This window comes from Mesorhizobium sp. P2_C5_2 (genome assembly GCF_056404535.1).
In genome coordinates this window covers 1,207,380-1,233,456 of record NZ_JBFUDV010000001.1, presented here as the reverse complement: position 1 = coordinate 1,233,456, position 26,077 = coordinate 1,207,380, and the positions used below count along the sequence as shown (strand labels likewise).

Annotated in this window: 28 protein-coding genes, 1 tRNA gene and 1 pseudogene; 14 read left to right on the top strand and 16 right to left on the bottom strand. The window is 63.1% G+C overall.

Annotated features, from left to right (window positions below; translation table 11 throughout):
- Positions 1-108: 108 nt before the first annotated feature.
- Positions 109-1,392: an MFS transporter gene (locus tag AC1D1B_RS05940; RefSeq protein ID WP_477330190.1), complete on the bottom strand. Its 1,284-nt coding sequence runs from the start codon at positions 1,390-1,392 to the stop codon at positions 109-111.
- A 73-nt stretch (positions 1,393-1,465) separates the two neighbouring features.
- Between AC1D1B_RS05940 and AC1D1B_RS05935 the strand changes: the two genes are divergently transcribed.
- Together AC1D1B_RS05935 and AC1D1B_RS05930 are read left to right on the top strand one after the other, a co-directional pair.
- The gene (locus AC1D1B_RS05935; protein ID WP_477330188.1) at positions 1,466-2,083 is read left to right on the top strand and encodes a TetR/AcrR family transcriptional regulator; all 618 of its coding nucleotides are present in this window, start codon (positions 1,466-1,468) and stop codon (positions 2,081-2,083) included.
- Positions 2,084-2,347: 264 nt separating this feature from the next.
- Complete coding sequence (locus AC1D1B_RS05930) at positions 2,348-2,944, top strand: hypothetical protein (RefSeq protein WP_477330186.1); 597 nt, start codon at positions 2,348-2,350, stop codon at positions 2,942-2,944.
- A 4-nt stretch (positions 2,945-2,948) separates the two neighbouring features.
- Here AC1D1B_RS05930 and ppa read toward each other — a convergent pair whose 3' ends face one another.
- The 7 genes and pseudogenes from ppa to AC1D1B_RS05895 form a co-directional block, all read right to left on the bottom strand.
- A complete protein-coding gene (ppa, locus tag AC1D1B_RS05925; RefSeq protein ID WP_454577626.1) occupies positions 2,949-3,482 on the bottom strand; it encodes an inorganic diphosphatase in 534 nt (177 codons plus the stop codon).
- A gap of 123 nt (positions 3,483-3,605) precedes the next feature.
- Positions 3,606-4,112: a GNAT family N-acetyltransferase gene (locus AC1D1B_RS05920; RefSeq protein ID WP_142869081.1), complete on the bottom strand. Its 507-nt coding sequence runs from the start codon at positions 4,110-4,112 to the stop codon at positions 3,606-3,608.
- A gap of 167 nt (positions 4,113-4,279) precedes the next feature.
- Positions 4,280-4,918, bottom strand: a complete 639-nt coding sequence (locus tag AC1D1B_RS05915) for a TPM domain-containing protein (RefSeq protein ID WP_477330184.1) — start codon at positions 4,916-4,918, stop codon at positions 4,280-4,282.
- Between the two features lie 6 nt (positions 4,919-4,924).
- Entirely contained in the window at positions 4,925-5,815 is an 891-nt protein-coding gene (locus AC1D1B_RS05910) for a TPM domain-containing protein (RefSeq protein WP_477330182.1), read from the bottom strand.
- 51 nt (positions 5,816-5,866) lie between these two features.
- Positions 5,867-6,334 (bottom strand): annotated as a pseudogene (locus AC1D1B_RS05905) (TPM domain-containing protein); the annotation flags it as partial.
- A gap of 49 nt (positions 6,335-6,383) precedes the next feature.
- Entirely contained in the window at positions 6,384-7,193 is an 810-nt protein-coding gene (locus AC1D1B_RS05900; protein WP_477330180.1) for a TPM domain-containing protein, read from the bottom strand.
- Between the two features lie 201 nt (positions 7,194-7,394).
- The gene (locus AC1D1B_RS05895) at positions 7,395-8,033 is read right to left on the bottom strand and encodes a LemA family protein (protein WP_477330178.1); all 639 of its coding nucleotides are present in this window, start codon (positions 8,031-8,033) and stop codon (positions 7,395-7,397) included.
- 212 nt (positions 8,034-8,245) lie between these two features.
- On the opposite strand from AC1D1B_RS05895, the gene AC1D1B_RS05890 reads away from it, so the two are divergent.
- The 6 genes from AC1D1B_RS05890 to AC1D1B_RS05865 all read left to right on the top strand — a co-directional run bounded on the left by AC1D1B_RS05890 (position 8,246) and on the right by AC1D1B_RS05865 (position 13,647).
- Complete coding sequence (locus tag AC1D1B_RS05890) at positions 8,246-8,497, top strand: hypothetical protein (protein ID WP_477330176.1); 252 nt, start codon at positions 8,246-8,248, stop codon at positions 8,495-8,497.
- A gap of 7 nt (positions 8,498-8,504) precedes the next feature.
- Positions 8,505-9,389: a pyridoxal kinase PdxY gene (pdxY, locus tag AC1D1B_RS05885; RefSeq protein WP_477330174.1), complete on the top strand. Its 885-nt coding sequence runs from the start codon at positions 8,505-8,507 to the stop codon at positions 9,387-9,389.
- A complete protein-coding gene (locus AC1D1B_RS05880) occupies positions 9,386-10,144 on the top strand; it encodes a DUF429 domain-containing protein (protein ID WP_477330172.1) in 759 nt (252 codons plus the stop codon). The genes pdxY and AC1D1B_RS05880 overlap by 4 nt, the downstream gene beginning before the upstream one ends.
- 284 nt (positions 10,145-10,428) lie before the next feature.
- Complete coding sequence (locus tag AC1D1B_RS05875) at positions 10,429-11,073, top strand: carbonic anhydrase (RefSeq protein ID WP_477330170.1); 645 nt, start codon at positions 10,429-10,431, stop codon at positions 11,071-11,073.
- Positions 11,074-11,083: 10 nt separating this feature from the next.
- Positions 11,084-11,497, top strand: a complete 414-nt coding sequence (locus AC1D1B_RS05870; protein ID WP_477330168.1) for a nuclear transport factor 2 family protein — start codon at positions 11,084-11,086, stop codon at positions 11,495-11,497.
- A 95-nt stretch (positions 11,498-11,592) separates the two neighbouring features.
- The gene (locus AC1D1B_RS05865; RefSeq protein ID WP_477330166.1) at positions 11,593-13,647 is read left to right on the top strand and encodes a M3 family metallopeptidase; all 2,055 of its coding nucleotides are present in this window, start codon (positions 11,593-11,595) and stop codon (positions 13,645-13,647) included.
- A 163-nt stretch (positions 13,648-13,810) separates the two neighbouring features.
- Here AC1D1B_RS05865 and AC1D1B_RS05860 read toward each other — a convergent pair whose 3' ends face one another.
- The 4 genes from AC1D1B_RS05860 to AC1D1B_RS05845 form a co-directional block, all read right to left on the bottom strand.
- Positions 13,811-15,283: a M81 family metallopeptidase gene (locus tag AC1D1B_RS05860; protein WP_477330164.1), complete on the bottom strand. Its 1,473-nt coding sequence runs from the start codon at positions 15,281-15,283 to the stop codon at positions 13,811-13,813.
- A gap of 22 nt (positions 15,284-15,305) precedes the next feature.
- Positions 15,306-16,130: a carbohydrate ABC transporter permease gene (locus tag AC1D1B_RS05855; protein ID WP_023668609.1), complete on the bottom strand. Its 825-nt coding sequence runs from the start codon at positions 16,128-16,130 to the stop codon at positions 15,306-15,308.
- Positions 16,127-16,996 (bottom strand): carbohydrate ABC transporter permease, encoded by an 870-nt coding sequence (locus AC1D1B_RS05850; RefSeq protein WP_477330162.1) that lies wholly within the window; start codon positions 16,994-16,996, stop codon positions 16,127-16,129. Before AC1D1B_RS05850 ends, AC1D1B_RS05855 begins: the two co-directional genes overlap by 4 nt.
- Before the next feature lie 91 nt (positions 16,997-17,087).
- Positions 17,088-18,320, bottom strand: a complete 1,233-nt coding sequence (locus AC1D1B_RS05845) for an ABC transporter substrate-binding protein (protein ID WP_477330160.1) — start codon at positions 18,318-18,320, stop codon at positions 17,088-17,090.
- Between the two features lie 179 nt (positions 18,321-18,499).
- On the opposite strand from AC1D1B_RS05845, the gene AC1D1B_RS05840 reads away from it, so the two are divergent.
- The 3 genes from AC1D1B_RS05840 to AC1D1B_RS05830 are packed head-to-tail and all read left to right on the top strand — an operon-like array spanning position 18,500 to position 21,272.
- On the top strand, positions 18,500-19,270 hold the full coding sequence (locus tag AC1D1B_RS05840; RefSeq protein WP_477330158.1) for an SDR family NAD(P)-dependent oxidoreductase: 771 nt from the start codon (positions 18,500-18,502) through the stop codon (positions 19,268-19,270).
- A gap of 2 nt (positions 19,271-19,272) precedes the next feature.
- The gene (locus tag AC1D1B_RS05835) at positions 19,273-20,340 is read left to right on the top strand and encodes an ABC transporter ATP-binding protein (RefSeq protein ID WP_477330156.1); all 1,068 of its coding nucleotides are present in this window, start codon (positions 19,273-19,275) and stop codon (positions 20,338-20,340) included.
- A gap of 50 nt (positions 20,341-20,390) precedes the next feature.
- The gene (locus AC1D1B_RS05830; protein WP_477330154.1) at positions 20,391-21,272 is read left to right on the top strand and encodes a MurR/RpiR family transcriptional regulator; all 882 of its coding nucleotides are present in this window, start codon (positions 20,391-20,393) and stop codon (positions 21,270-21,272) included.
- 3 nt (positions 21,273-21,275) lie between these two features.
- Here AC1D1B_RS05830 and AC1D1B_RS05825 read toward each other — a convergent pair whose 3' ends face one another.
- Both AC1D1B_RS05825 and AC1D1B_RS05820 read right to left on the bottom strand, forming a co-directional pair.
- Complete coding sequence (locus tag AC1D1B_RS05825) at positions 21,276-21,605, bottom strand: DUF167 family protein (RefSeq protein ID WP_477330555.1); 330 nt, start codon at positions 21,603-21,605, stop codon at positions 21,276-21,278.
- Entirely contained in the window at positions 21,601-21,891 is a 291-nt protein-coding gene (locus AC1D1B_RS05820; RefSeq protein ID WP_477330153.1) for a YggT family protein, read from the bottom strand. The genes AC1D1B_RS05825 and AC1D1B_RS05820 overlap by 5 nt, the downstream gene beginning before the upstream one ends.
- 164 nt (positions 21,892-22,055) lie before the next feature.
- Between AC1D1B_RS05820 and AC1D1B_RS05815 the strand changes: the two genes are divergently transcribed.
- Positions 22,056-22,131 (top strand) — tRNA-Ala (locus AC1D1B_RS05815).
- A 49-nt stretch (positions 22,132-22,180) separates the two neighbouring features.
- Here the strand turns inward: AC1D1B_RS05815 and AC1D1B_RS05810 are convergent.
- Together AC1D1B_RS05810 and AC1D1B_RS05805 are read right to left on the bottom strand one after the other, a co-directional pair.
- Positions 22,181-24,142, bottom strand: a complete 1,962-nt coding sequence (locus AC1D1B_RS05810) for an acyltransferase family protein (RefSeq protein ID WP_477330151.1) — start codon at positions 24,140-24,142, stop codon at positions 22,181-22,183.
- A 109-nt stretch (positions 24,143-24,251) separates the two neighbouring features.
- Entirely contained in the window at positions 24,252-24,860 is a 609-nt protein-coding gene (locus AC1D1B_RS05805; protein WP_477330149.1) for a TetR/AcrR family transcriptional regulator, read from the bottom strand.
- A gap of 108 nt (positions 24,861-24,968) precedes the next feature.
- Between AC1D1B_RS05805 and AC1D1B_RS05800 the strand changes: the two genes are divergently transcribed.
- Both AC1D1B_RS05800 and AC1D1B_RS05795 read left to right on the top strand, forming a co-directional pair.
- A complete protein-coding gene (locus AC1D1B_RS05800; RefSeq protein WP_477330147.1) occupies positions 24,969-25,655 on the top strand; it encodes a PspA/IM30 family protein in 687 nt (228 codons plus the stop codon).
- Positions 25,656-25,720: 65 nt separating this feature from the next.
- Positions 25,721-26,008, top strand: a complete 288-nt coding sequence (locus tag AC1D1B_RS05795) for a YiaA/YiaB family inner membrane protein (RefSeq protein WP_477268182.1) — start codon at positions 25,721-25,723, stop codon at positions 26,006-26,008.
- Positions 26,009-26,077 lie beyond the last annotated feature (69 nt).

Genomic DNA, 26,077 nt, shown 5'->3' with positions numbered 1-26,077 from the left:
CGCCAACCTCTTGCGCCTACGATGAAGGGGTCGAGCCCGGTCGAACCGACCCCCTCTGGCCGCTTCGCGGCCATCTCCCCATCGAGGGGGGAGATAAGCGCCGCGCCCTTAAGCCGCCTGCGGCTCCGGATCGAACGCCGGCTTGCTCGTATTGATCAGCAACGACAGACAAGCAGCCACAATCGCCGTCATGCCGGCAATCAGGAAGGCCAGTTCGTAATTGCCTTGCAACTCGCGCATGGTGCCGCCGAAGGCGGCGGCGGTGGCGGCGCCGACCTGATGGCCGGCGACGATCCAGCCGAAGACGATCGGACCACTGCGGTCGCCGAAGGCTTCGTTGGCAAGCCGCAGTGTCGGCGGCACGGTGGCGATCCAGTCGAGACCGTAGAGCACGGCGAAGATGATCAGGCTGGTCGCCGAGAAGCCGGAATAAGGCAGGTAGATCAGCGACAGGCCGCGAATGCCGTAATAGACGCCGAGCAGCTTGCGCGGGTCGAAACGGTCGGTGAGCCAGCCCGACAGCGTCGTGCCGATAAGGTCGAAAATGCCCATCAGCGACAGCAGGCCGGCGGCCTGCACCTCGCCGATACCCATATCGCCGCAGAAGGAGATCAGATGCGTGCCGACCAGCCCGTTGGTGGTGAAGCCGCAGATGAAGAAGGTGGCGAACAGATACCAGAAGACGCGAGTGCCGGCGGCGCGGCGCAGCGTGTTCAGCGTATGCGCCAGGAAATTGCCTTGCGAGGCCGGCGACACCGGCGGCACGTCATCGGCCTCGGCGCCATAGCGCACCATGCCGATCGATGCCGGACGCTCCGGCACCAGCAGCCAGACCAGCGGCAGCAGACAGGCGGTGGCGACAGAGACGGCAATGGCAACCGGCTGCCAGCCGCCGGACTGGGCGAGCGAGGCGAGCAACGGCAGGAACACCAGCAGGCCGGTGGCGCTGGAGGCCGACATCAGTCCCATGACAAGACCGCGATTGGTCTTGAACCAGCGATTAACGATGGTGGCGCCGAGCACGGTAGCGACCGCGCCGGAGCCGATGCCGGAAAACACGCCCCAGGTGAGGAACAGGTGCCAGGGCTCGGTCATCAGCAGGCTGAGCGCGGTCGACGCCGACATGATCACGAGCGAGGCAAGCAGCGTGCGGCGCAGACCGATCCGCTCCATCAGTGCGGCGGCGAACGGCCCGGTCAGGCCGTAGAGGAAGATGCCGATTGCGGCGGCAATCGAAACGGTATCGCGCCCCCAGCCGAAGCTCTTATCCAACGGCAGCATCATCACGGAGGGTGCAGAACGAAGCCCGGCTGCGATCAGCAGGCAAAGGAAGATCACACCGACCACGACGAAAGCGTAGCGCTGGCCAAAGGGACGGGATTGAGCTATCATGTTACTGACCGGTACGTTGCAGGGTGAGGAGATGTATACGTACCGATCGGTAACACGTCAATCGAGTCATACCATGCCAACGGACAAAAATATTGAACTGATCATCAGCGACAGTCATGTAGCGTCGCCGCCCAAGGCCGCCAAGAAGATCCTCGACGTGGCGTATGACCTGTTCTACCGGCGCGGCATCAGGGCGATCGGCGTCGACGAGATCGTCAAGCGCGCCGGCGTCACCAAGCCCAGCCTCTACCGCAGCTTTCCCTCCAAGGATGAGTTGGCCGCCTCCTATCTCCGGCAATACGACCGAGAATATTGGGAGCGTTTCGACGAAGCCGTGGCCGCCCATCCCGGCGATCCGCGCGCGCAGCTGAGTGCTTTCCTGACACGCGTCGGCAAGCGCACGCAAAGACCGGACTATCGCGGCTGCGGCATGACCAACGCAGCGGTGGAATACCCCGAACACGGCCATCCGGCGCGCGTCGTCAGCGAAGCCAACAAGCAGGAACTGCGCCGCCGCCTGCGCGCTATGGCAGTGGCGATGGGCGCCGAAGATGCCGACACGCTCGGCGACGGCCTGCTGCTGCTGATCGAAGGCGCCTATATCAGCGGCCAGTTGTTTGGCCTTGGCGGACCTGCCGCATCGGTCGCCCGCAACGCCGATTTGTTAATTGAGGCCAGCTTGAAGAAATAACATTTTCGAACGTTGGCGCCGCCCCTCACCTGCCTGCCGGCATCCTCTCCCCGTAAACGGGGCGAGGGACGCTCCCACCGCCGATTTCGCCAATCATCAGCGTTGCAAGAGGGTCGCCAGCGGCGCGGCCGGCCTCTTTCTCCCCGTTTACGGGGAGAAATGCCCGGCAGGGCAATGAGGGGCGGCGCCAGCGCTGAGATTGGGGCGCTAGGCCGGCCGCAAATTTGGCGATACTCTTGGACGAACTCCATGGGAGACGTCCGCATGCGAACCCTGTTGCTTGTCCCGCTCGCCCTCGCCGCCCTCTGCCAGGTCGCCCATGCCGATGGCATATCCAGCGTCTACACCGACCTCGACTCGCAAAAAAACTGCGTGACCTATGCGCAGGCCGAGGAAGGCGACGGCGACTGGGCCGAACTCGCCTGCTCCGGCTATCGCGGCTATCCCGTGCTGATCGCCTATGACGATGCGCGTGAATCGCTGTTCTACGGGTTTCCCCCCGGCGGCGACATGGCGTCGGTCTGGGAGAGCTTTTCCGGCCTCAACTCGTCCGGCGCCAAAGTCGAGTGGCGCATCGAGAGCAAGGGGGACGTCGCCGTTCCCTTCGCGGTGATCCACCGCCGCTCGATCAGCAATCCCGAGGATGAGAACAAGCCGACCGAAGTGCTGCTGGTCGCCAAAGTCGCGCAGATGGATGCCCGTGACGGCTGCACAATCGGCCTCGTGCTCGCCACCGGCAACCCGCAAGCCAACGACCAGGCGCGCAAACTGGCCGACGAAAAGGCAAAGAGTTTCGCCTGCGGCAAGGACAAGCACACTGTCATCGGTAACGTGCCGGCCTTTGGCAGGGTGGATAACTGAGCGGTTACTTCGCCGCCTTCGCCCGCGCAATCGCGTCGACGATCATCTTCTTGGCGTATTTGGAATCGTGCCAGCCTTCGATCTTGACCCATTTGCCGGGTTCGAGATCCTTGTAGTGCTCGAAGAAGTGCTGGACCTGGTCGCGGGTGATCTCGGGCAGTTGGGTGTACTCGGTGACGTTTTCGTAGCGCAGCGTCAGCTTCGGCGACGGCACGGCGATGATCTTCTCGTCCTGGCCGGCATTGTCTTCCATGATCAGCACGCCGATCGGCCGCACATTGATGACGCAGCCCGGAACCAGGGCGCGCGTGTTGCAGACCAGAACGTCGATCGGGTCGCCGTCGCCCGACAGCGTGTGCGGCACGAAACCGTAATTGCCGGGATAGCGCATCGAGGTGTGCAGGAAGCGGTCGACGAACAGCGTGCCGGCCTCCTTGTCCATCTCGTATTTGATCGGCTCGCCGCCAATCGGCACCTCGATGATGACGTTGACGTCCTCAGGCGGGTTCTTTCCGCTGGCAATGGCCTCAATGCGCATGGCTCAAATCCCTCTCTCGATTTTCCAGATCGATAGCGGGGGAAGCGCAATGGCGCAATGCGGCGATTGGTACGGAATGCTAATGGAAGCGCACAGTTTGTGATGATTTGTAACCGAGGCCCGTCATTCCCAGACGAAGGCGACCTTCTTCAGCGCCCTCTGCTCGAAAATCTCGACGCCCTCGGCAACGTCGCGGCCACCGGCGCCGGCATAGAAGGCCAGCGCGTTCTGGTTGTCTTCCAGCGCCCACACCACCATGCCTTTCAACCCGTGGTCGGCAAGCCTTGCCCGCGCCGCCTTGAACAGCCGGCTGCCGAGCCCGATGCCCTGATATTCCGGACGCAGGTAAAGCTCGTAGATTTCGCCCTGCTGCCGGAGCTCGCGGGCGCGATTCTTGCCGATCGTGGCGTAGCCGGCGATGGTACCGCCAATCTCGACCACAAGCACGGTGGCCGCACGGCGGATGGCGTTCGCCCACCAGTCGGCGCCGCGGCGGTTGATCATCGAGGTCAGCGAGCGATGCGGGATGATGCCGGAATAGGCGCCTTCCCAGGCCTGCTGATGCACGTCGGCGATGGCGCCGGCGTCGCGTGGTTCTGCCTTCCTGATGTCGATGCTCAGCGTATTCATGATTTGTTAACCATAAACCCGCATCGGCCATTTGCAAGAGTCGAGGCTTGCCCGCCAACCGCTTTCTCACAGCCGATCACGACACCTGCTGACATCGGGCAAGGCCTGCTCGAAAACGCACTCAGCCGAGGCGGTCAGGTGTCCGGCTGAGGTGCGTTTGCTAGCTTTCAGATCTCTACGAGATGATCGTCGAGTTCATTGGCATCGCCCGACGTCACTGGGAAATGTTCGGCCAGCACCGCGCCGACCTGCCCGATCGCCTTGACGAAGCCGTCGGCGAGACGGTCGTCGCCGGCATGCTGCGTCAGGTCGCGGATAACGCCGTCCCAGACATGCTGGCCGACCTTGCTGTTGATGCCCGAGTCGGCGACCACTTCGGCATAGCGTTCGGCGATCGACACGAAGACCAGCACGCCGGTGCGCGCCGTGGTGCGGTGGACATTGCGGGCGAGGAATTGCCTGAGCGCATTGTCGTGTGCCGCCTGATAGCGCTGCCGGCGCGGCACCAGATGGATGCGCAAGCCAGGTAGCGCCCACAACAGAATGAGCACTGACGCCATCGCCAAAAGCTGGGCGAGGACGAAATGCGGCAGCCGTATCGACAACCACCAGGCTTCCAGCCCGTAGCCGACGGCGAGGCTGACGATCAGCATGCCAAGCATCGCCATGAAGGCGGCGGTAAAGAAATAGCCGTCGCTGGCATGCGCGACGACGCAGTAGATCTCGCCGTCGGTTTTCGATTCGGCGGCGCGGATCGCGGTGGCGATGCGCTCATGGTCCTGCGGGCTGATCGGTCGTGTTGCCATCTTGTCTCACCAGCTCCCTGAAGACCCGCCACCGCCGGACGAACCGCCGCCACCTGAAAACCCGCCGCCGCTGCTCGAGCCCGAAGACCAGCTGCTGCCTGAACTTCCTGATGACCAGCCACTGCCAGACGACCAGCCCGACGACGAACTCGTTGTCCAGCTGCTGCCCGAAGACGATCCGCTCGGACCCTGGCCGTAGCGAAAGGTCATGCCCAGCCATTTATACACGCCCGGCGACAGCTTGGTGCCGAAGATCGGCGGCAGGAAGGCCATCGCCATGCCGCCGATGAACATCGTCGCCCACAGGATCAGGAAGATCGCGACGATGGGATCGATGGGTGTGCTGTTGTCGGCCGGGTTGCGCTTGCCGCGTGCTTCCAGCTCTTCCGGATTGCCTTCCAGCACCATGACCATGTCATCGACGGCTTTGGAAATGCCACCGGAGAAATCGCCGGAGCGAAAGGCCGGCACCATGTCATTTTCAATGATCAGCTTGGTGTGCAGGTCGGTAAGCGTGCCTTCCAGCCCATAGCCGACCTCGATGCGCATCTTGCGGTCGTTCTTGGCCACCAGCAAAAGCACGCCATTGTTCTCGCCGGCCTGGCCGAGCTTCCAGAAGCGGAACAGCCGGTTGGCATAGGGTTCGATCTCCTCGCCGCCGAGGCTGGGGATGGTCGCGACGACGATCTGGTCGGAGCCTTTTGTCTCGAACTCCGCTAGCTTCTGCGTCAGCGCCGCCTTGGTCGCCGGGTCGATGATGCCGGCATCGTCGACGACGCGACCGGTGAGCGCGGGCAATTCCGCCGCCAGCGCGGCGAAGCCGAAGACCAACACCGCCAGGGCAACCAACGCACCGGCGGCGAAACGCCGGGAGGGGCTGATGATTGGCGTCATCATATCGTCACCGCCCCCAACGCTTCCGGATTGCCCTCAAGCGCCATGGCTGTCCTCAAGCACCTTGATCATGTCGTCGACGGCCTTGGAAATGCCGCCGGAGAAATCACCGGCGCGGAAAGCCGGCACCATGTCATCTTCAATGATCCGTGTGGCATGCAGATTGGTCAGCGCGCCTTCCAGCCCATTGCCAACCTCGATGCGCATCTTGCGGTCGTTCCTCGCCACCAGCAGAAGCACGCCGTTGTTCTTGCCGGCCTGGCCGAGCTGCCAGAAGTTGAACAGCCGGTTGGCGTAAGGTTCGATCTCCTCGCCGTCGAGGCTGGGAACCGTGGCGACGACAATCTGGTCGGAGCCTTTGGTCTCGAAGTCGGCCAGCTTCTGAGTGAGTGCCACCTCGGTCGCGGCATCGATGATCCCGGCATTGTCGACCACCCGCCCGGTGAGTGCGGGTAATTCCGCCGCCAGCGCCGCATAGCCGACGAGCAACATCGCCAAGCCCAGCAGGACAGCGCCGGTCATTGTGCCGAGACGGCGGTGCCAGGAGTTGATGATGCGTGCGGTCATCTCGTCACCAGCTTCCCGACGAGCCGCCGCCGCCGGACGAACCGCCGCCTCCTGAAAAGCCGCCACCACCGCTTGAACCCGACGACCAGCCGCCGCCGCCCGAAGACCAGCCGCCGCTGGATGACCGCTTGTGCGGCTCGAAAGTCATGCCCAGCCAGCGGTAGCGGCCGGGGCCGAGTTTCTTGCCGAAGATCGGCGGCAGGATGGAGGCCGCCATGCTGCCGAAGAAGATGATCGCCCAGATGGTGATGAAGACGGTGAAGAACAGATCGTCCGTGTCGATTGGCGGCTTCTGGTTGCGCTCGCCACGAGCCACCAGTTCCTCCGGATTGCCTTCCAGCACCATGACCATATCGTCGACGGCTTTGAAAATGCCGCCGGAGAAATCGCCGGCGCGGAACGCCGGCACCATGTCGTTTTCGATGATCAGCCTGGTGTGCAGGTCAGTGAGCGTGCCTTCCAGCCCATAGCCGACCTCAATGCGCATCTTGCGGTCATTTGGCGCCACCAGAAGCAGCACGCCGTTGTTTTCCTTGGCCTGGCCGAGTTTCCAGAACCGGAACAGCCGGTTGGCATAAGGCTCGATCTCCTCGCCGCCGAGGCTGGGGATGGTCGCGACGACGATCTGGTCGGAACCTTTTGTCTCGAAGTCGGCGAGCTTTTGGGTGAGCGCAGCTTTGGTTCCCGCATCGATGATGCCGGCATTATCGACGACGCGGCCGGTCAGCGCCGGGAGATCGGCGGCAAAGGCGGTGAGGGGTAGGAAAACGGTCAGAAAGGCGAGAAGAACACTAAGGCTGGCGCTCCGTCCCACCCCCCTCTGCCCTGCCGGCCATCTCCCCCGCAAGGGGGGAGATTGACAATTTCCTCGTTGGCCCACCCCTTCAAACGTCCGTGATTGGCGAAAGCGCAAATGACGGCTGATCTCCCCCCTTGCGGGGGAGATGTCCGGCAGGACAGAGGGGGGTGTGAAGGAGCACAAGGCTGGCAAGGACCAGGCCTACCAACCGTTCTCTCAGCCGCCCTGCTTCGTGCCGAAATCGACCTTCGGCGGCTGCATCTTGTCTTCATCGACAGTGAAGTTGGCGAAGGGCTCGTTGCTGCGGAACCAGAAGGTTGCCCACAGTACGGACGGGAAGGTCCTCAGCGTCAGATTGTAGTCCTTGACCGCCAGGATGTAGTCGCGCCGCGCCACCGCGATCCGGTTCTCGGTGCCTTCGAGCTGCGCCTGCAACGCCAGGAAATTCTGGTTGGCCTTGAGGTCGGGATAGGCCTCCGACACCGCGATCAGCCGCGACAGCGCGCTGGTCAGCCCTGCCTGGGCATCCTGGAACTTCTTGAGGGCTTCGGGATCCTTCAGCGTTTCCGGCGTCACCGTGATCTGCGTCGCCTTGGCGCGCGCCTCGACCACTGCATCGAGCGTGTCCTTCTCATGCGCCGCATAGCCCTTTACCGTCTCGACCAGGTTGGGGATCAGGTCCGAGCGGCGCTGATACTGGTTCAGCACCTCGCTCCACGCCGCCTTGGCATTTTCCTCTGCCGTCGGGATGGTGTTGTAGCCGCAGCCGGCAAGCAGCGGCAGCACGAAGGCCATCATCAACACGGCCGGCAGGCTGCGGAAAGGGAACGGTGAGGCAAGGCGCTGGGCAAACATGGTGTGGTCCCTCGACAGAAGTTGCATGCGAAGCATTAGAGCATGATCCCGAAAAGTGGGAACCGGTTTTCGGAAAAAGATCATGCTCCACCCTGATCTAGCACAATCCGCGCTCAAGAAAATGTCTGCGGCTGGCGCGCACTCATGCGCCCGCGAGGCCCTGTGATTGACCGCGCGAACACGGTATGGTCGCCGTGAAACAGGACAGGATCATGGCGGAACGCCGCGACGAAGACAGCGAATCGCGCCGCATTATCGAGCGCGTGGCGAACGAGGGTGGCCTCGGCGGTACGTCGTTGGTGTCGCGGGCAGCGAAAGGCGCGCGCGATCACGTCACCGCCGCTGAGGCAGACCGCTCCGATCCGATCGAGGTCTGGGGCACCCGCATTGGCCGCACGCTTGGGCTCATCGTCGCCCTCGGCCTTTTGATCTGGCTCGTGTACTACGTCTCCCGGGGCAGCTAGGAATTCCATGAACAGCGAAAAAGCCGACGCGCCGCGCGCGGTCATCGTCATTTCCAGCCATGTCGCCCGCGGCTCGGTCGGCAACCGCGCCGCCGTCTTTGCGCTGGAGACGCTGGGCTTCCCTGTATGGGCGGTGCCGACGGTCATCCTGCCCTGGCATCCGGGCCATGGCCGGGCGACGCGCATCGTGCCGCCGCTTGACCAGTTCAAGGCGCTGATGGCCGATCTCGAGCGCGCGCCCTGGCTGGGTGAGGTCGGCGCCGTGCTGTCGGGTTATCTCGGCGAGGCCGGCCAGGCCGAGGCCGTCGCCTCGCTGGTTGCCGCGGTCAAGGCGAAGACGCCGGACGCGGTCTATATATGCGACCCGGTGATGGGCGATTCCGGCGGGCTCTACGTGCCCGAGCCGACGGCCGCCGCCATGCGCGACCGGCTGATGCCGATCGCCGACATTGCCACACCCAACCGCTTCGAGCTGGAGTGGATGGCGGGCGCGCCCTTGCCCGATCTGAAATCGGTCATTGCAGCTGCCCTCCATGCCGGCCCAAGAACCATGCTGGTGACGTCGGCGCCGTCGATGATGACCGGCGGCACCGGCAATCTGCTGCTCGACGCCAACCAGGCGCTGCTGGCCGAACACCGCCTGATCGACAAGCCGCCGAATGGGCTGGGTGACCTGACGGCCGCCGTCTACCTCGCCCGCATCCTGTCAGGACAGCCGCCGATCAAGGCGCTGCAGTCGACCACGGCCGCGGTCTACGAGATCCTGGCGCGAACCGCCAAACGCGGCGGCGACGAATTGCAGCTGGAGACCGATGCCCAAAGCCTGTCGCACCCGATGGCGATGGTACAGCTGCGCCATCTCACACATCCGGGGCGGGACCGCCGGGCGTGACCTCGGCCGTCGGCGTCGACGGCTGCAAGGCCGGCTGGATCGCCGTCCGCCGCGATCCGGGCGCAACGCCATCGGTCTGCGTTTTTGCCAGCTTTGCAGCTTTGCTAGACGCCTTGCCGGACGATGCGGTCGTGGCCGTCGACATGCCCATCGGCCTGCCGGATTTTTCACAAAGAGGCGGGCGCGGACCGGAGGCGCTGGTGCGGCCGCTGCTCGGGGCGAGGCAATCCAGCGTCTTTGCCATTCCCTCGCGCGCCGCTCTTTACGCCGACACCAACGACTTCACCACGCTCGAGGCCTGGTATGCAGCGCATCGCCGCGCCAGCGACGTAGCCAAGGCGACCTCCGATCCGCCGCGCGGGGTCTCGATCCAGGCCTTCGGCATCTTTGCCAAGATTCGCGAAATCGACTCAGCTCTGATCGCACGCCCCGAACTGCGCGGTCGCGTCTTCGAATCGCACCCGGAAGTGGCCTTCCGCCGGCTGAACGGCGAAAAGCCGATGGCTTTGCCGAAGAAGATCAAGGGCGCCGTCAATCCTGCCGGGATGGAAGAGCGCAAGGCGCTGCTGCGCCGCCATGGCTACGAAAAGGTGTTTCTCGACCAGACGCCGCCGAAAGGGGCTGCCGCCGACGATTTTCTCGATGCAGCCGCGATGATGCTGATCGCCGCACGCATCGCCAGCGGCGTGGCAAAGCCGTTTCCGGATCCGCCGCTTGCCGATCGTTTCGGCATTCCTGTCGCCATCTGGGCGTGAGGCAAGCCGCGAGCCATGCGTGCCGCATGGCCATTTGCGACGGAGCCATCCGCAATTCGGCATTGCCCGCAACACACTTTTGCCGTTAGAGCCTTTTTTCAGAGTTAGGTCTGTCGAGATTCAGGTCAGGCCGAGTCGAGAATGGCTGATGCCGAGAACCGGAGCGGAGCGTACTTCAGTACGTGAGCACCGGAAGCGCAGGCATCGGCCATTCGCAGACCGGCCTCACCTGAATATCAACAGACCGTGCCGCATCCAACCCGGAAAGGGTCTAGACGCCGCCGATGCCCCACCTTCCCGAACACCTCCTCGCCGGCTACCGCAACTTCATGAACGGCCGCTATCTCAGCGAGAGCGGGCGCTATCGCGAGCTCGCCCGCGAAGGGCAGTCACCCGAGACCATGATTGTGGCCTGCTGCGATTCCCGCGCCGCTCCGGAAGCGATCTTCGACGCCGGCCCCGGCGAACTCTTCGTGCTGCGCAATGTCGGCAATCTGGTGCCGCCCTACGCGCCGGATGGCGAGTTCCACTCGACCTCCGCTGCGCTCGAATTCGCCGTGCAGAGCCTGAAGGTCAAGAACATCGTGGTGATGGGCCACGGCCGCTGCGGCGGCATCCGCGCCGCGCTTGACCCCAATTCGGCGCCGCTGTCGCCCGGCGACTTCATCGGCAAGTGGATGAGCCTGATCGCGCCGGCTGCCGAAACCGTGTCGTCCAGCACCTTCATGACGGCGACGGAACGGCAGACGGCGCTGGAGCGCATCTCCATCCGCTATTCGATTGCCAATCTCAGAACCTTCCCTTGCGTCTCGATCCTCGAAGGCAAGGGGCGGCTGGCGCTGCACGGCGCCTGGTTCGACATTTCGACCGGCGAACTGTGGGTGATGAACAAGGACACCGGCGATTTCGAGCGGCCGGATTTGGGTTAGGAGGCGGCAAATGCGGGTTTGGCGTGCAATTGCTTTCGCCATGGCGGCGCTGACGATTACACTCACCCCTGCCCGTGCTGATGACGGCGCCATCATCGACCGCTGGTATTCCGCACTGCTGGTCGCCGACCGCACCGAATTGTCGGACCTGCTCGCCGACGATGTCCGCATCAAGCTCGACGATCTCGGCGTCGTGCAGTCGAAGCAGGAATTCATCGCCTCGATCGACGAGTGGAAAGGCGCGGTTGCCGGCGCCGCGATCCGCCATCGCGTCGAAAAGAGCGAGGCCGGCGTTACCACGGTCATCGCCTGCTACGATTTTCCCAACAATGACATGCTGATGCAGGAAACGTTCGCTGTCACCGGCAACCGTATCACCGCCAGTTCGCAAGCGGCGCTCGCGGAAAATTGCGACGGCTTCTGACGCCGGCTTGAACGGCCGCGCTGTTGCGCCGCGCCAGGCATCGCCCTACATCGGGTCAGCCCCGCCTCGCCAGCCAATCATCGAAAGAGCAATCCATGTCGTCCACGAAAACCGTCGATCTCGCCGCCCATCCGCTGACCAAATGGCAAGGACCACTCGGCCTTCCGGACTTCACCAGCATCGGCGACGGCGACTTTTCCCCGGTGTTCGACGCAGCGTTGAAGGCGCATGAGGCCGAGATCGACGCGATCGCCGGCAACAAGGATGCGCCGACCATCGAGAACACGCTGGCCGCCCTGGAACTAGCCGGCGAGCCGCTCGACCATGTCTCGTCAATCTTCTGGTGCCGGGCCGGCGCCCACACCAACGATGCGATCCAGGCGCTGGAGCGCGAGATTTCGCCAAAGATGTCGAGGCATTTCTCGGCGATCTCAATGAACGAGAAGCTGTTTGCCCGCATCGACGATCTCTACCAGCGCCGCGATACGCTGAAGCTCGCCGCCGAAACGCTACGGGTGCTGGAAAAGACCTGGAAAGGCTTTGTCCGTTCTGGCGCCAAACTCGACGCGGACGGCAAGAAGCGGCTGGCCAACATCAGCGAAGAATTGTCCTCGCTCGGCACCACTTTCGGCCAGAACGTGCTTGCCGATGAGCGCGATTGGGCGCTGTTCCTCGACGAGGCCGACCTTGCCGGCCTGCCGGACTTCGTGAAGAGCTCGATGGCCGAGGCGGCCGAGACACGCGGCCAGAAAAGCCGCTACGCCGTCACCCTGTCGCGCTCGATCTATGAACCGTTCACCACCTTTTCCGAACGCCGCGACCTGCGCGAAACAGCCTTTCGCGCCTTCACCATGCGCGGCCAGAATGGCGGCGCCAGCGACAACACGTCAGTGGTGCGCGACATGCTGAAGCTGCGCGCCGAAAAAGCCAAGCTGCTCGGCTACGGCTCTTTCGCCGCGCTGAAACTCGACGACACCATGGCCAAGACGCCGAAAGCGGTACACGACCTGCTCGACCCGGTGTGGGAGAAGGCGCTGGAGAAGGCAGCGGCCGACCAGAAGGAGCTGGAGCGGCTGGCGACCGCGGCCGGCAGCAACGAGACCTTCGCAGCCTGGGACTGGCGCTTCTATCAGGAGAAATTGCGCGCCGAAAAGTTCGCTTTCGACGAGGCGGAGCTGAAGCCGTATTTGCAGCTCGACCGCGTCATCGACGCCTGTTTCGACGTTGCTACAAAACTGTTCGGCATCACCTTCGAGGAGAAGAAGGGCATCGCCGCCTGGCATCCCGACGCGCGGGTGTTCGCGGTGAAGAACGCCGATGGCAGCGAGCGCGGCCTGTTCCTGGCCGATTATTTCGCCCGGTCGTCGAAGCGCTCCGGCGCCTGGATGAGCGCGCTGAAGTCCGGCTACAAGCTTGGCGATGGCTCGAAGCCGGTCATCTACAACATCATGAACTTCGCCAAGCCGCCGTCCGGCGAAGCAGCCCTTCTGTCAGTCGACGAAGCCAAGACCCTGTTCCACGAGTTCGGCCACGCGCTGCATGGCATGCTGACCGACGTCACCTGGCCTTCCGTGGCGGGCACTTCGGTCAGCCGCGATTTCGTCGAACTGCCCTCGCAGCTCTACGAGCATTGGCTGACCGTGCCGGCGGTGCTGGAAAAGCATGCGCTGCATGTGAAGACCGGCAAGCCGATGCCGAAGGCGCTGCTCGACAAGATGCTGGCCGCCCGCACTTTTGGCGCGGGCTTCGCCACGGTCGAATTCACCGCATCGGCGCTCATCGACATGGCCTACCACGCGCGCTCAGATGCACCGGCGGAACCGCTCCGCTTCGAGGCGGAAACGCTCGAAAAGCTTGACATGCCCGACACCATCGCGATGCGCCACCGCACCCCGCATTTCGGCCATGTCTTCTCCGGCGACGGTTATTCAGCCGGCTACTATTCCTATATGTGGTCCGAAGTGCTCGACGCCGACGCCTTCGCCGCCTTCGAGGAAACCGGCGATCCCTTCAACCCGGCCCTGGCCGAACGGCTGCGCAAGAACATCTATGCTGCCGGCGGATCGAAGGACCCGGAGGAGCTGTACACCGCGTTCCGGGGAAAGATGCCCTCGCCCGAGGCGATGATGGTGAAGCGCGGGTTGGTGTAGCGCCAGCTAATCTCCCCCATCGAGGGGGAGATGGCCGCAGAGCGGCCAGAGGGGGTCGGCCCGACCGGGCTCGACCTCCTGCGGCAGATGAAGATTGGCGCTCCACGCGAGGCAACCCCCTCTGTCGCCTTTGGCGACATCTCCCCCTCAAGGGGGGAGATTATCAGCGCCAAGGATCCGCCACCCGTGGCCAAACCGGCCGCGTCAGCTTCTTGTAATCCGTCACCGCCGGATTGCTCGGATACGAACTCGGCGCCGAGAGATAAATGATCTCCGCGGCGATCGGCGCGAAGCCGGCGTAGAAATGGTTGGTCGATTTGATCAGCAAAATGTCCTTGCTCATCGGATCGACGCCGATGTTGGAAAAAACGTCCGGCTCAAAAGTCTGCGTGCGGTTGGTGTTGAGGATGATGTCGATTTCGGTGCCTTCGATGCGCACCAGCGCCGTCGGTCCGAGCGTCACCCGGCTCGGCCCAAAGCTCTGCCAGCCCTCAGGAACCGCCTTCAGCACCCGCACCTTGGCGTCGATCGGTTCGCCGGCCAAGGGACCAGCCTTGCCGCCAAAACGCAGGTCGATGATGGCGCCCTCGCCGGCCGCGTGGCAAAAGGTCACGGCGATCGGATCCCAAATCGTCGCCACGCCGATATTGTCGATGCCCTGTTCCAGCATGGCGCACAGCACGACGGTGCCGTCGCCGGCAACGCCACCGCCGGGATTGTCCCAGATGTCGGCGATGACAGCGGGCTTATTCGGATTTTCCCTGCGCACGGCCAGCGCCCGCGCAATGCCATCCTCGATGTTCAGCATCGTCATCGCGGTCTTCTCGCGCATGGCGTAGAGCTCGCGCCCAAGCTTTTCCGCCAGCGCATCGCCCTTGGCCTTGTCATTGTCGGTGACGACCAGGACGCGGGTGCCCATTTCCGGCACATCGGCAGCCATGAAGCCGTGGATCACGGACACCGACAGCACGCCGTCCTTGCCGTGCAGCGCCTTGATGCGGTCGACGAAGGAGCGCATCGGCTCGCGGCTGGTCGGCAGTACCTGGATCATGCGGCAGTCGAAGGTCGAGATGACAGGCTTGATCTCGCCGCGCGCAGCCGCCAGCCCAAGCTCGACGACATGTTCGCCGCGCTCGTAGAAGTCGGTGTGTGGAAATTCGAGGAAATAGGCCATGATGTTGGAGGCCGCGACGCGCTTCGGCGTCAGATGGCTGTGCGGATCAAGCTCCACCGCGACCACCACATCCGGCCCGACCATTGTGCGAACCCGCTCGAGCAGGTCGCCTTCGCAATCGTCATAGCCCTGCGCCACCATGGCGCCGTGCAGGCCGAGGATGACGGCATCGACCGGCAAGGCTGCCCGCAACTGGCCGAGGATCTCGTCGCGCAGCGCCTCGTAAGTCTGGCGCTGCACCAGGCCACCGGGTTCCGCCCAGGTGGCGGTGCCTTCGATGACAGTCAGCCCGTCGGCCGCTGCACGCCGGCGCAGGGCGACCATCGGCGAGGAGCACAGGGTCGGCGTGTCCGGATGCTTGCCCGGTCCGGCATAGAAGGCCATCTCGAATGAGGCGCGGTCGGTCGGCACCGGCGAGAAAGTGTTGGTTTCCGTCGCCAGCGAGGCGGTGAAGATGCGCATGAAAACTCCGTAGACAGCTACACTATTTGACCGCTCCGAGCGCCAGCCCCCGGACGAGATAGCGCTGCAGCCAGATGAACAGGATCGCTACCGGCAGCGTCGCCAGCAGCGTCGCCGCCATCACATGGTGCCATTCGATCGTGTAGCGGCCAGCGACCAGGGAAAACACCTGGATCGGCAGCGTGTAGCTTTCCTGGCTGCGCAGCATGGTCAGCGCGACGACGAACTCGTTCCAGGCATTGATGAAGGTGAAGATGGCGGTGACCGCGATCGCCGGCAGGCAGAGCGGCAGGAACACTTTGCGCAAGGTCAGCCAGCGGCCGGCACCTTCCATCCAGGCGGCTTCCTCGAGATCGCGCGGGATGGTGTCGAAATAGCTCTGCAGCATCCACACGGTGAAGGCGACGTTGAAGGCCATGTAGATGACGCCGAGCGCGGTGGTCGATTCGATCAGCCCCCAGGCCGCCATCAGCCGGAACAGGCCGAGCACCAGCACGATCGGCGAGATCATCTGCGAGATCAGCAGGAACTGGCGGAAGGCGCCGTAGCCGGCAAAGCGAAACCGCGACATGGCATAGGCAGCCGGCACCGAGATCAGGATGGCGCCGACCGTGGCGATGACCGAGACATAGAGCGAGTTGGCCAGCGCCTGGCCGAAGCCGGTTGCCACCCACATGTCGGCAAAATTCGACCAGTGGAATTCGCTCGGCCACCAGGTCGGCGACAGCACTTCCTGCCGTGGCTTGACCGCGGTCAAAAACATCACCGCGAAGGGAAAGATCGTCACCACCAGCAGCGGCGACAGCAGTAGCCAGGCGATGATCGTGCGCTTCAGCTTGGGCGTCATGCGCGTTGCTCCCGCATGGCGAGGCGAACATAGATCATGGTGAAGATCAGCAGGATGGCGAACATCAGCAGCGACACCGCCGACGCTTCGCCCAGCTTGCCGACGCGGAAGGCCAGTTTGTAGAGATGCGTGACCAATATGTCGGTCGAGTTGGCCGGCCCGCCCTGTGTCATCACCCAGATGATCGGGAACGAATTGAAGACGTAGATGGTGTTGAGCACGATGGCGATGTTGATGAACGGTTTTAGCAACGGAAAGGTGATCTCGCGGAACTGCTGCAGCGGCGTCGCCCCTTCCAGCGCCGCGGCCTCGTAGAGATCGTCGGGGATCGACGACAGGCCGCCAAGGAAAATCGTCGTCGTGAACGGCACCGTCACCAATACGCCGATCAGCACCTGCATCGGGAATGCGGTCTCGGCGCGCGCCAGCCATTGAATGTTTTCATGAATGAGGCCCAGCCCGATCAGCGCCGAGTTCAGCATGCCGCTTTCGCCGCTGAGCGCCCAACGCCAGACCACCGCCGTCATCGTCAGCGACACCGCCCAGGGCAGCATGATGATGACGCGGGCAATGCCACGGCCGTAGAAATCGGTATTGAGGATCATCGCCACCGGAACCGACAGAAGCAGCGCGCCGCCGACCACCAGCACGGTCCACAGGCCGGTGCGCCAGAGCGCTGCCAGGAAATCCGGATCGGCGAGGAAGGCGGCGTAATTGGCGAAATTGTTGAAGTCGCGCAACTGGCCGAAGCGGCTGACATCATGCGTCGAGATCTGGATCAGGTCCCAGACCGGCCAGAAAATGACGACCGCCGCCAGCAGCAGGCTGGGCAAGGTCAGCAGATAGGGCAGGAAGCGATTTTGCATCGGCTGACGGGTGCGCTCGACAGTGTGAAGCGTGAGGGGGATTTGGCGCGCCCCGATCTCTAGGGGCGCGCCGGGCGCAGGGAGATACGCCCTATTTCTTGATCACCGCGTTGGCCTTGTCAGCCGCTTCCTTCAGGCCTGCCTCCGGGTCGCCGCCAAGATAGATCTTCTGCATGGCATCCGAGGTGATCTGGGCGACTTCTTCCCAGCCCGGGATAACCGGCGCGAAGCGGGCGTCAGGCAACAAGGCGGTGAACGCGGCTAGGTCGGCATTGTTGACGTAGTAATCCATCTTGGCCTCTTCCTTGTTCACCGGCAGGAAGCCTTCCCCTTGCGTGAACTTGGCGCGCTGTTCGGTGGTGAACAGGAAGTCGAGCAGCTTCCAGGCTTCATCCTTGTTCTTGGAGTTCTTGAACATGATGATGGAATCGGTGACGCCATAAGTGCCGCGCGCGCCGGTCGGACCGGCTGGAATCGCGGCCACGCCATATTTCAGTTTCGGCGCCTCGTCCTTGATCTGGTTGGACAGGAACGGTGCGGTGATCATCATGCCGACCTTGCCCTGCTTGAACAGGTTCTGCACGTCCTCGCGGTTGTTGGAGGTGACGCCCGGTTCGGTTAGCCCCTCGTCGATCATCGACTTGTAAAGCTTGGCGGCTTCGAGCGCGCCCGGCGTGCCGAGGCCCGACGTGCCGTCCTTGTTGAGGATCTCGGTGCCTTGCGACCACATCGCGTAGTAGTAATAGACGTCGGTCTCGATCTCCTTGCCTTGCAGGCCGAAGCCGAACGTGCCGGTGCCAAGCGCCTTGATCTTGCGCGCGTCTTCCTGCAGCTCGGTCCAGGTTGCCGGCGGGTTGGCGATGCCGGCCTTCTCGAACAATTCCTTGTTGTAGTACATGGCCCGCGCCGATGCCGCGATCGGCAGGCCGTACGTCTTGCCGTCCATGATCGAGGGCGACAGGAAGGTGTCGATGAAGCGGTCCTTGAAGTCAGGCTTGATGTAGCCGTCGAGCGGCTCGGCGACGTCCTGCTGGACAAAATCGATCAGCCAGCGCGTGCCGATGATCGACAGATCCGCATTGGTGCCGGCGGTGATGTCGGTGGTCAGCTTCTGCAGCAGCACGTCCCACGGCACCACTTCGAACTTGACGGTGATGCCTGGGTTGGCGGCTTCGAATTCCTTCTTCACCGCATCGAAATACGGCCCGGTCTTGGCGCTGTATTCGGCGACGGTGACGCGCACTTCGCCGGCATCTGCCGGCGCCGTCAGCGCCAGTATGCTCATTCCGGCCATCAGGCCTATGGTCCATTTTGCAAGCGTCATACGATCTCTCCCATTTGATTGGCGCCTGCGCTCTTGCGGCTTTCAGGCGGCCTCGGCTTTATGTGACTTTCCTACATTATCCATCATTTCGCACTGTGCAAGCGGATTATCCTGTTGCTTAATTACATTTCTTAAAATAGCGTTTTCCGACTATCGTAGATCCCAGGGAGACGCGCAGGGTGGTTTCAAAGGCCGAATTTGCAGGCAAGACTGCGCTGGTAACTGGCGCTGGCGGCGGCCTCGGCTCGGCCATCGTAGCGCTGCTGGCCGAACGCGGCGCGCGCGTCGTCGGCTGTGACCAGTCGGAAGAAGCGTTGCGAAGTCCGCACCTGGCGTCGCGTCACGTTTTCGACCTCCTTGATCGGACCTCCACCGAGGCCGCGATCACGGCGATCCTCGACAAGGACGGCGTCCCCGACATCCTGATCAACAATGCCGGCTGGACGCGCGCCGAGACGCTTGCCTCGCTGAACGCCGACAGAATAGAACACGAGCTCGACCTCAATCTGACAGGGGTGATGCTGTTCGCCGATCCGCTGATCAAGGCGATGGCCGCGCGCGGTTCCGGCAACGTGGTCTTCATCTCCTCGGTCAACGCCATCGCGCATTTCGGCAACCCGGCCTATGCCGCGGCCAAGGCCGGCATCAACGCCTATGCCAAATCGGTCGCGGTGGAACTTGGCCGCAGCGGCCTGCGCGCCAATGTCGTCTGCCCCGGTTCGATCCGCACCGCCGCCTGGGACCATCGCCTGGCCAAGGACCCCGACATTCTGGGCAAGCTGCAGCGGCTCTACCCGCTCGGCCGCATCGTCGACGCCACGGAAGTGGCCGAAGCGGTAGCGTTCCTTGCCTCGGAGCGAGCATCGGGGATAACAGGCGCGGTGGTGCCGGTGGACGCCGGACTGACCGCCGGCTTCTTGCCCTTCATCGACGATATATTGGGAGCCTGACCATGACCGACGTCGAGTTCCGCGACCTGTCGAAATCCTTCGGACGCCACAAGATCCTCGAAAACATCAGCCTCGACATCAAAAGCGGCGAGTTCGTCGTGCTGGTCGGCCCGTCCGGCTGCGGCAAGTCGACCTTGCTGCGCATGCTGGCCGGGTTGGAGCCGATCAGCTCGGGCGACCTCCTGATCGGCGGCGTGCGCGCCAACGATTTGCCGCCGCAGCAGCGCAACATCGCGATGGTCTTCCAATCCTATGCGCTGTTTCCGCACCTGAAAGCGGCCGACAATATCGGCTTCGGCCCGAAGATCCGCGGCGAGAGCCGCACGGCCATCGACGACAAGGTGAAGAAGGCCTCCGGCGTCCTCAACCTGTTCTCCTATCTCGACCGCTATCCCCGGGAGTTGTCCGGCGGCCAGCGCCAGCGCGTCGCCATGGGCCGCGCCATCGTGCGGGAGCCCTCGGTATTCCTGTTCGATGAGCCGCTCAGCAATCTCGACGCGCAATTGCGCGTACAGATGCGCACCGAGATCAAGGCACTGCACCAGCGGCTGAAATCGACCATCGTCTACGTCACCCACGACCAGATCGAGGCCATGACCATGGCCGACCGCATCGTGGTGATGGACCGCGGCAAGATCCAGCAGGTCGGCGCGCCGCTGGAACTCTACGACCGGCCCGCGAACAAATTCGTCGCCTCGTTCATCGGCTCGCCGTCGATGAGCTTTGTGTCCGGCGCCCTGAAGACCACGCCCGAGAAAAGCTGGTTCGAATCGGCCGGCGGTGGGCGGCTTGCTCTCGCCGGCAAGACAGTGCCGGCGGGCAGCACTGTCGAGGCCGGCATAAGGCCCGAGCACTTCATCATAGGCGAGGCCACCGACGCGATGGCGATCAAGGTCGATGTCGTCGAGCCGACCGGATCGGAAACCCATGTCTATGGCGCCATCGGCACTGATACGGTGCGCGCCGTGTTCCGCGACCGGATACAGGTCAAGCCGGGTGAAATGCTGCCGGTCTCGGTCGCGCCGGCAAACATCCATCTGTTCGACAAGGCGACAGGCCTGCCGCTATGAAGGCAGCGCCATGAAAACGAAAACCCTGAGATGAAGACGACAACCCAGAAATGAAAACGCCGGCCGACATCATCACGCGTCTGCAATTGATGTCGCAGGACGGCACCAAATCGGACCGGCGGCTGGCCGGCCTCGTACTGACCGATCTCGATTTCGCCTCCAAGGCGGCGATCTCCGAAATTGCCGCGCGCGTCGGCGTCAGTGAACCGACGGTCACCCGCTTCTGCCGCAATCTCGGCTGCGAAGGCCTTCGCGATTTCAAATTCTATCTGGCGCAGGCCATCGCCATTGGCGGCCAGTATCTGTCGCCCGAACCGCTGAGCCGTGACGCGCGCGAACAGCGCATCGCATCCGCCATCACCGAAGCGGCAATCGCCGCCATACAGCGCGCCAGCGAAAACCTCGACATGAAGACGCTGGTCGGCGTGGCCGCGCGCATCGTCAATTCGGGCAATGTGCTGTGCATCGGTTCCGGTGGCATTTCCTCGATGATGGCGACCGAGATGCAGAACCGGCTGTTCCGGCTGGGCGTGCCGGTGCTGGCGCAGGTCGACGGGCAATTGCAGCGCATGTATGCCGCGGTCGCCACGTCAGAGACCACGCTGATCGCCTTTTCCGTCTCCGGCTATGCGCGCTCGGTCATCGATGCCGTGCAGGTTGCCCAGCAATATGGCGCCACCACAATCGCCATCACCCCGCCGGAGTCGGCACTCGCCAAGGCCGCCAACACGGTCATCCAGTTCCAGTCGCTGGAAGACGGCAACATCTACAAACCGACCTCGTCGCGCTATGCGCTGCTGTCGATCGTCGACATGATCGTCACCTCGGTTGCCGAGACGCGCGGACCCAGGGTTCTGGAAAACCTGCGCCGCATCAAGCAAAGCGTGAACACGCTGAAAGTTGACGATCCCAAATTGCCGCTGGGCGATTGAGGACTAGCCGCCGAGCGCTTTGATGCTGGTCACCAGTGCCGCCGGGTCGCCATTCACGCGTAGCGTCTTCAAGCGAGCGGTAGCGCCCGAAACAACCGACACCGCCGATGCCGGAACGCCCAGCGCCTTGGCGACAAGTCTTTGCAACGCTTGATTGGCCGCACCGTTCTCCGGAACGGCGCGCACGCGGGCTTTGAGATGGCAGCGCCCGTCGGCCGCCATCTCCGCGCCTTCAATCCTGTCCAGCGCCGCCTTGGGCGTCAGCCGGACGAACAGGTCGATGCCATCGTCACGCAGACGGAACGGCGCGCCGCTCGTACCGGGACGTTTAATTGAACAACGACCTGACCGTGCTGTCGAGGAACCGCTCCAGGAAGAACAGGATCACCAGCACGACGATCGGCGAAATGTCGACGCCACCAAGATTGGGCATGTAGCGGCGGATCGGCCGGTAGACTGGCTCGGTCAGCCGGTACAGCATGTTGCCGACGCTGCCGACGAACTGGTTGCGCGTGTTGACGACATTGAAGGCATACAGCCAGGAAAAGATCGCCGACAGGATGACGATCCATCCATAAATGCTCAGCGCGTAGATCAGCGTATCGATAAGCGCGTTCATTCGAGGCTCCGTTGAATTGCGCGACATGTAGCCATTGCACGCCGAACCGGCAAGGCCCGCCTTCTGTCGCATGCCGGCAAGCGACGGCCGCCACCACGGCATTTCGGCAAAACCGCGCCTTGACAGGAAAGCGCAGCCTTCGATAAATGCGCCATCCGCTGGACGGGGCTGTAGCTCAGCTGGGAGAGCGCGTCGTTCGCAATGACGAGGTCAGGAGTTCGATCCTCCTCAGCTCCACCAGCGGAATTTTTCCTGGCCGCTGCCACATCTGACTTCCGGAGACGCTCCGTCAAAGCCCGGCCTTGGCTGCGAGATACGGTGCCAGGGCAAGCGAATAGCTAGCTGTCAGGTGATGATTGTCACGCCAGACGATGATGTTGCCGACAACTGCGGGACATAGGTGCGGCCCGCAGATGGTGTCGACCATGTCGATCGCGCGCACATTCTTCTGTCCCTCTGCGGCCAACACCAACGCGTCGCTTCGCTCAACGTCGCTCAGCTTGGTGACGCATTCCGTTGGTGTTGCGCTCAGGCAATCGCCCGGATCGAATTTCATATAAGGCGTGTTGCGAATGGCGACGACTTGCGAACCCGCTTCCGTCAGTTTGCTCCACACACTTCGAAGCCCCTCGATCATCTGGTCTTGCGGCACCGATCCATAATTGGATTGGCTGGTGACTATCAGGTATGGCTTCAGCTTGAGGATCTCGGCGAGCACCTTGTCCTGCCATTGCGCGCACAAGACATTGGGTTTGCCATCCGCCATGATGGCCACGCGGCTGAATGGGCAGGCGGATTTTGTAAAGGTAACCAGTTTGAAGTTGTGGTCCTTGGCGATCTTATCCAGAGCCGGCACCCACTGGGCTGCATGAGAATCTCCCACCAGGACAATGGTTTTCGCACCCGTGGGATCGCCGAGAGAGCACCGTTTTGGCTCCGAGCTTTCCTCCTGGTGGCACTTCGTTGCATACACGACCGGTACGTCCCTTCTCAGCCGGGCCAGCGGCGGCAGAAGGTCCACACCGTCCGGAACCGCGGCGCCGGAGACGAGAGCGGCAGGCCCGGGGTAGGAAGGCGTGCCGATCAGCGCGGTGTCGATGCGTTCTGTCTTCAGAAAGAGCAGCAGGCTGCCCGATGCGACCACGCATGCGAGAACCGCCGCGGTGCCGTATCCCAACGGCTTCCACCACACAGTGGTTCGGGCTTGCCGATAGCGTTGCTCGACATATCGATAGGACAGATCCGATAGAACCAGAGTCGCCGCAATCAGGCCGAAACCGCTGGCAAGCGTCAGCGAATAACCCTGCGCCAGGAAGATCGTGATCAGCGGCCAATGCCAGAGATAGATCGAGTAGGAGCGATCGCCGATGAAACGAAGTGGCCACGAATCGAGCCCACGAAACCGGCCGATTTCAACCTCGCCAGCCAGAATGATCAGTGCTGTGGCCACAGTCGGCAGCAGTGCGCTGGCGCCTGGAAAGGGTGTCGTCGCGGAAAACAGCATCGCCGCTGCGAGGATCCCAGCTATTCCGAGAATCGCCAGGAAGCGTCTAGCGAATGCCCCCAGTCGAAACTGGTGTTCGGTGAGCACCAGCAGACCACCCAGCGCCAATTCCCACAGGCGGGTATGGCTGACGAAATAGGCCTGGGCGGGGTCAGTCGCCGTCAAGACGATGGAGGCAATCAGCGATGCGGCGAAAATGAGCGATAGCGCGCCGATCAGGCAGGGCCTCAGCGGAAGGTCACTGCGACGCGACAGCCAGGTCACGCCGATCATGACCAGCGGCCAGACGATGTAGAACTGCTCTTCGATGGAGAGCGACCAGTAGTGCTGCACCGGGCTCGGCAAAGTGTCAGCCTCGAGATAGCTGACGGCGACCGCGGCCAGCCGCCAGTTCTCGACATAGAGAGCGCTCGCCAGGATCTGGTTGCCTATTTCCTCCCAGCGCGCCTTTGAGATGAAAAGCAGCGTGCCGAGGAATGCCACCAGCAGCACCAGGGTTGCTGCCGGCAGAAGCCGGCGTACCCGTCGCGAGTAGAACTCGATCAGCGAGACGCGGCCGTCGCGCAGCGCCATCTGCGCCAGCAGGCCGGTGATCAGATAGCCCGAAATGACGAAAAAAACATCGACACCGACATAGCCTCCGGGAAGCACACTGGGCCACAGGTGATAGATGACGACCAGAGCGACCGCCAGTCCGCGCAACCCTTGTATTTCGGGCCGAAACCGACGTTCCTGATCGATTGTCACGGAAAATCCCTAATTGTTTCAGCCGGCCTGAATCAACAGGGCATTTCTGGCCGCGATCTTCATAAAGGCAGAAATCGGCGAGGCAAAGAGCCGATCGTGCCTGCAGAGTTCATTCTCTTTCCGTCTCCAGCCCGCTCACCATCGTGTCGACGAAACCCAGCAGCTCGCTCTCGAGGTCGGTGGACGCGAGGCCGATGAAGCGGTCTTCGAGTGAGATGGCGACGATGCCGTGGACGGCGGAGAACAGCGTGCGGGCGCGCGCCAGAAGATCGGGCGTGTCCCGCGCGGGGAGCAGCCGGGCAAGCGGCTCGACCAGATGCTGGATCAGCACCGCATGTTCGGCCAGGTGCCATTCGGGCACCGCCACGCCTGGCGCCATTCGGTGTTCGAACAGCGCCTTCCACGCCATGCGGTTGTCGCGCGCGAAGCCGAGATAGGCTTTGGCCAGCGCCTTCAGCTTCGCCCTTGGCTCGGCGGCGCCGATCGCCTCCTGTTCCAAGGCTGCTCCCAGCCGCGCCAGAGTGATCGAATTGACGTGCAGGATGAGCTCGTCCAGGTCGGCGAAGGCGGTGTAGAGCGCGCCGAGCGCGCAGCCGGCATCGGCCGTGATGTCGCGTGCGCGCATGCCGGCGAGCCCCGAGGCTCGAATGCGCGCCTGCGCGGCCTCGATCAGCCTGCCTTTGAGACCCTCGCGTTTGGCGTCCCGTTTTGCCGTCATTAACCTTCCTTATGTGAAATTTATGAACATCGTTCATTTTTCTCTTGAACGCCGTTCCCGATGTGTTACGTTGCGTTTGTGAACAACGTTCATAGAGGAGAAACAGAAATGTTGAAACAGTTTTTTGCTCTCGTCCGCGGCCGAAGCTACGAAGCCGCCGAGACGGTCGTCGACCGCAACGCGCTGGTGATCCTGCGCCAGCAGATCCGCGATTGCGCCGACGCCATCGCGGCTGCCCGCCGGGCGGTCGCCATTGCCATCGCCCAGAACGAACAGGAAGTCTCGCAGTTCAAGAAGCTGGTCGTCCGCATCGACGATTTGGAGAAGCGCACGATCGCCGCGATCGAGCAGGGGCAGGATGAACTGGCCCGCGAAGCCGCCGAAACGATCGCCATGCTGGAAGCCGAACGCGATGCCTCCAGCGAGGCGCAAAAGAGCTTCAGCACCGAGATCGAGCGGCTGAAGCGGATCATTCGCGTCTCCGAAATGCGCCTGCGCGAATTGCAGCGCGGCCAGCGCATCGTTGCCGCGGTCGACTCGACGCAGCGCCTGCGCGAAAGCGCACCCGGCTCCAGCCTGTCTGCGCTCAAGGACGCCGAGGAGACGCTGCTGCGCTTGCGCACACGGCAAAAGCAGATCGACGCCACCGCTGCCGCCATGGCCGAGATGGAGCAGTCGGGCGATCCGGCCGCGGTCAGCGAGAAGCTTGCGGCCGCCGGCTGCGGCGCGCCGCTGCGAAGCAGTGCCGACGCCGTGCTCGAAAGGCTCACGAAGACGATGACCAAGCCGGCCTGATTGTATCCAGCCTGAAACAGACCCACGCCCAACCAACCTAACCCTGAAACGAAAGGACCATATCGATGACCCCGAACGCCTATTCACCCAAGGACTCAAGCGCCTGGAAGACCTTCACCATGGCCAGTTTCGTCGTTGCCGCAGCGATGATGGCCGGTGGTATCTACTTCATGGAGGCAAGCTTCGCCGCCAAGGGGTTCTACGCCATGGCCGCCATCATGCTCGTGCACACCTCGATCACCATCACCAAGACGCTACGCGACTCGGAAGAAGCAAGCCGTTTCATCAACCGGCTGGAAGACGCCAAGACCGAGAAGTTGCTGATGGAAGTTAGCCGCAGTAACGAAGTGTAATCGGGTTCCCGCTAAACAAGGATCAAACCGCGCAAGACCGCTGATCAATCCAGCCAGGATTTTCAACGG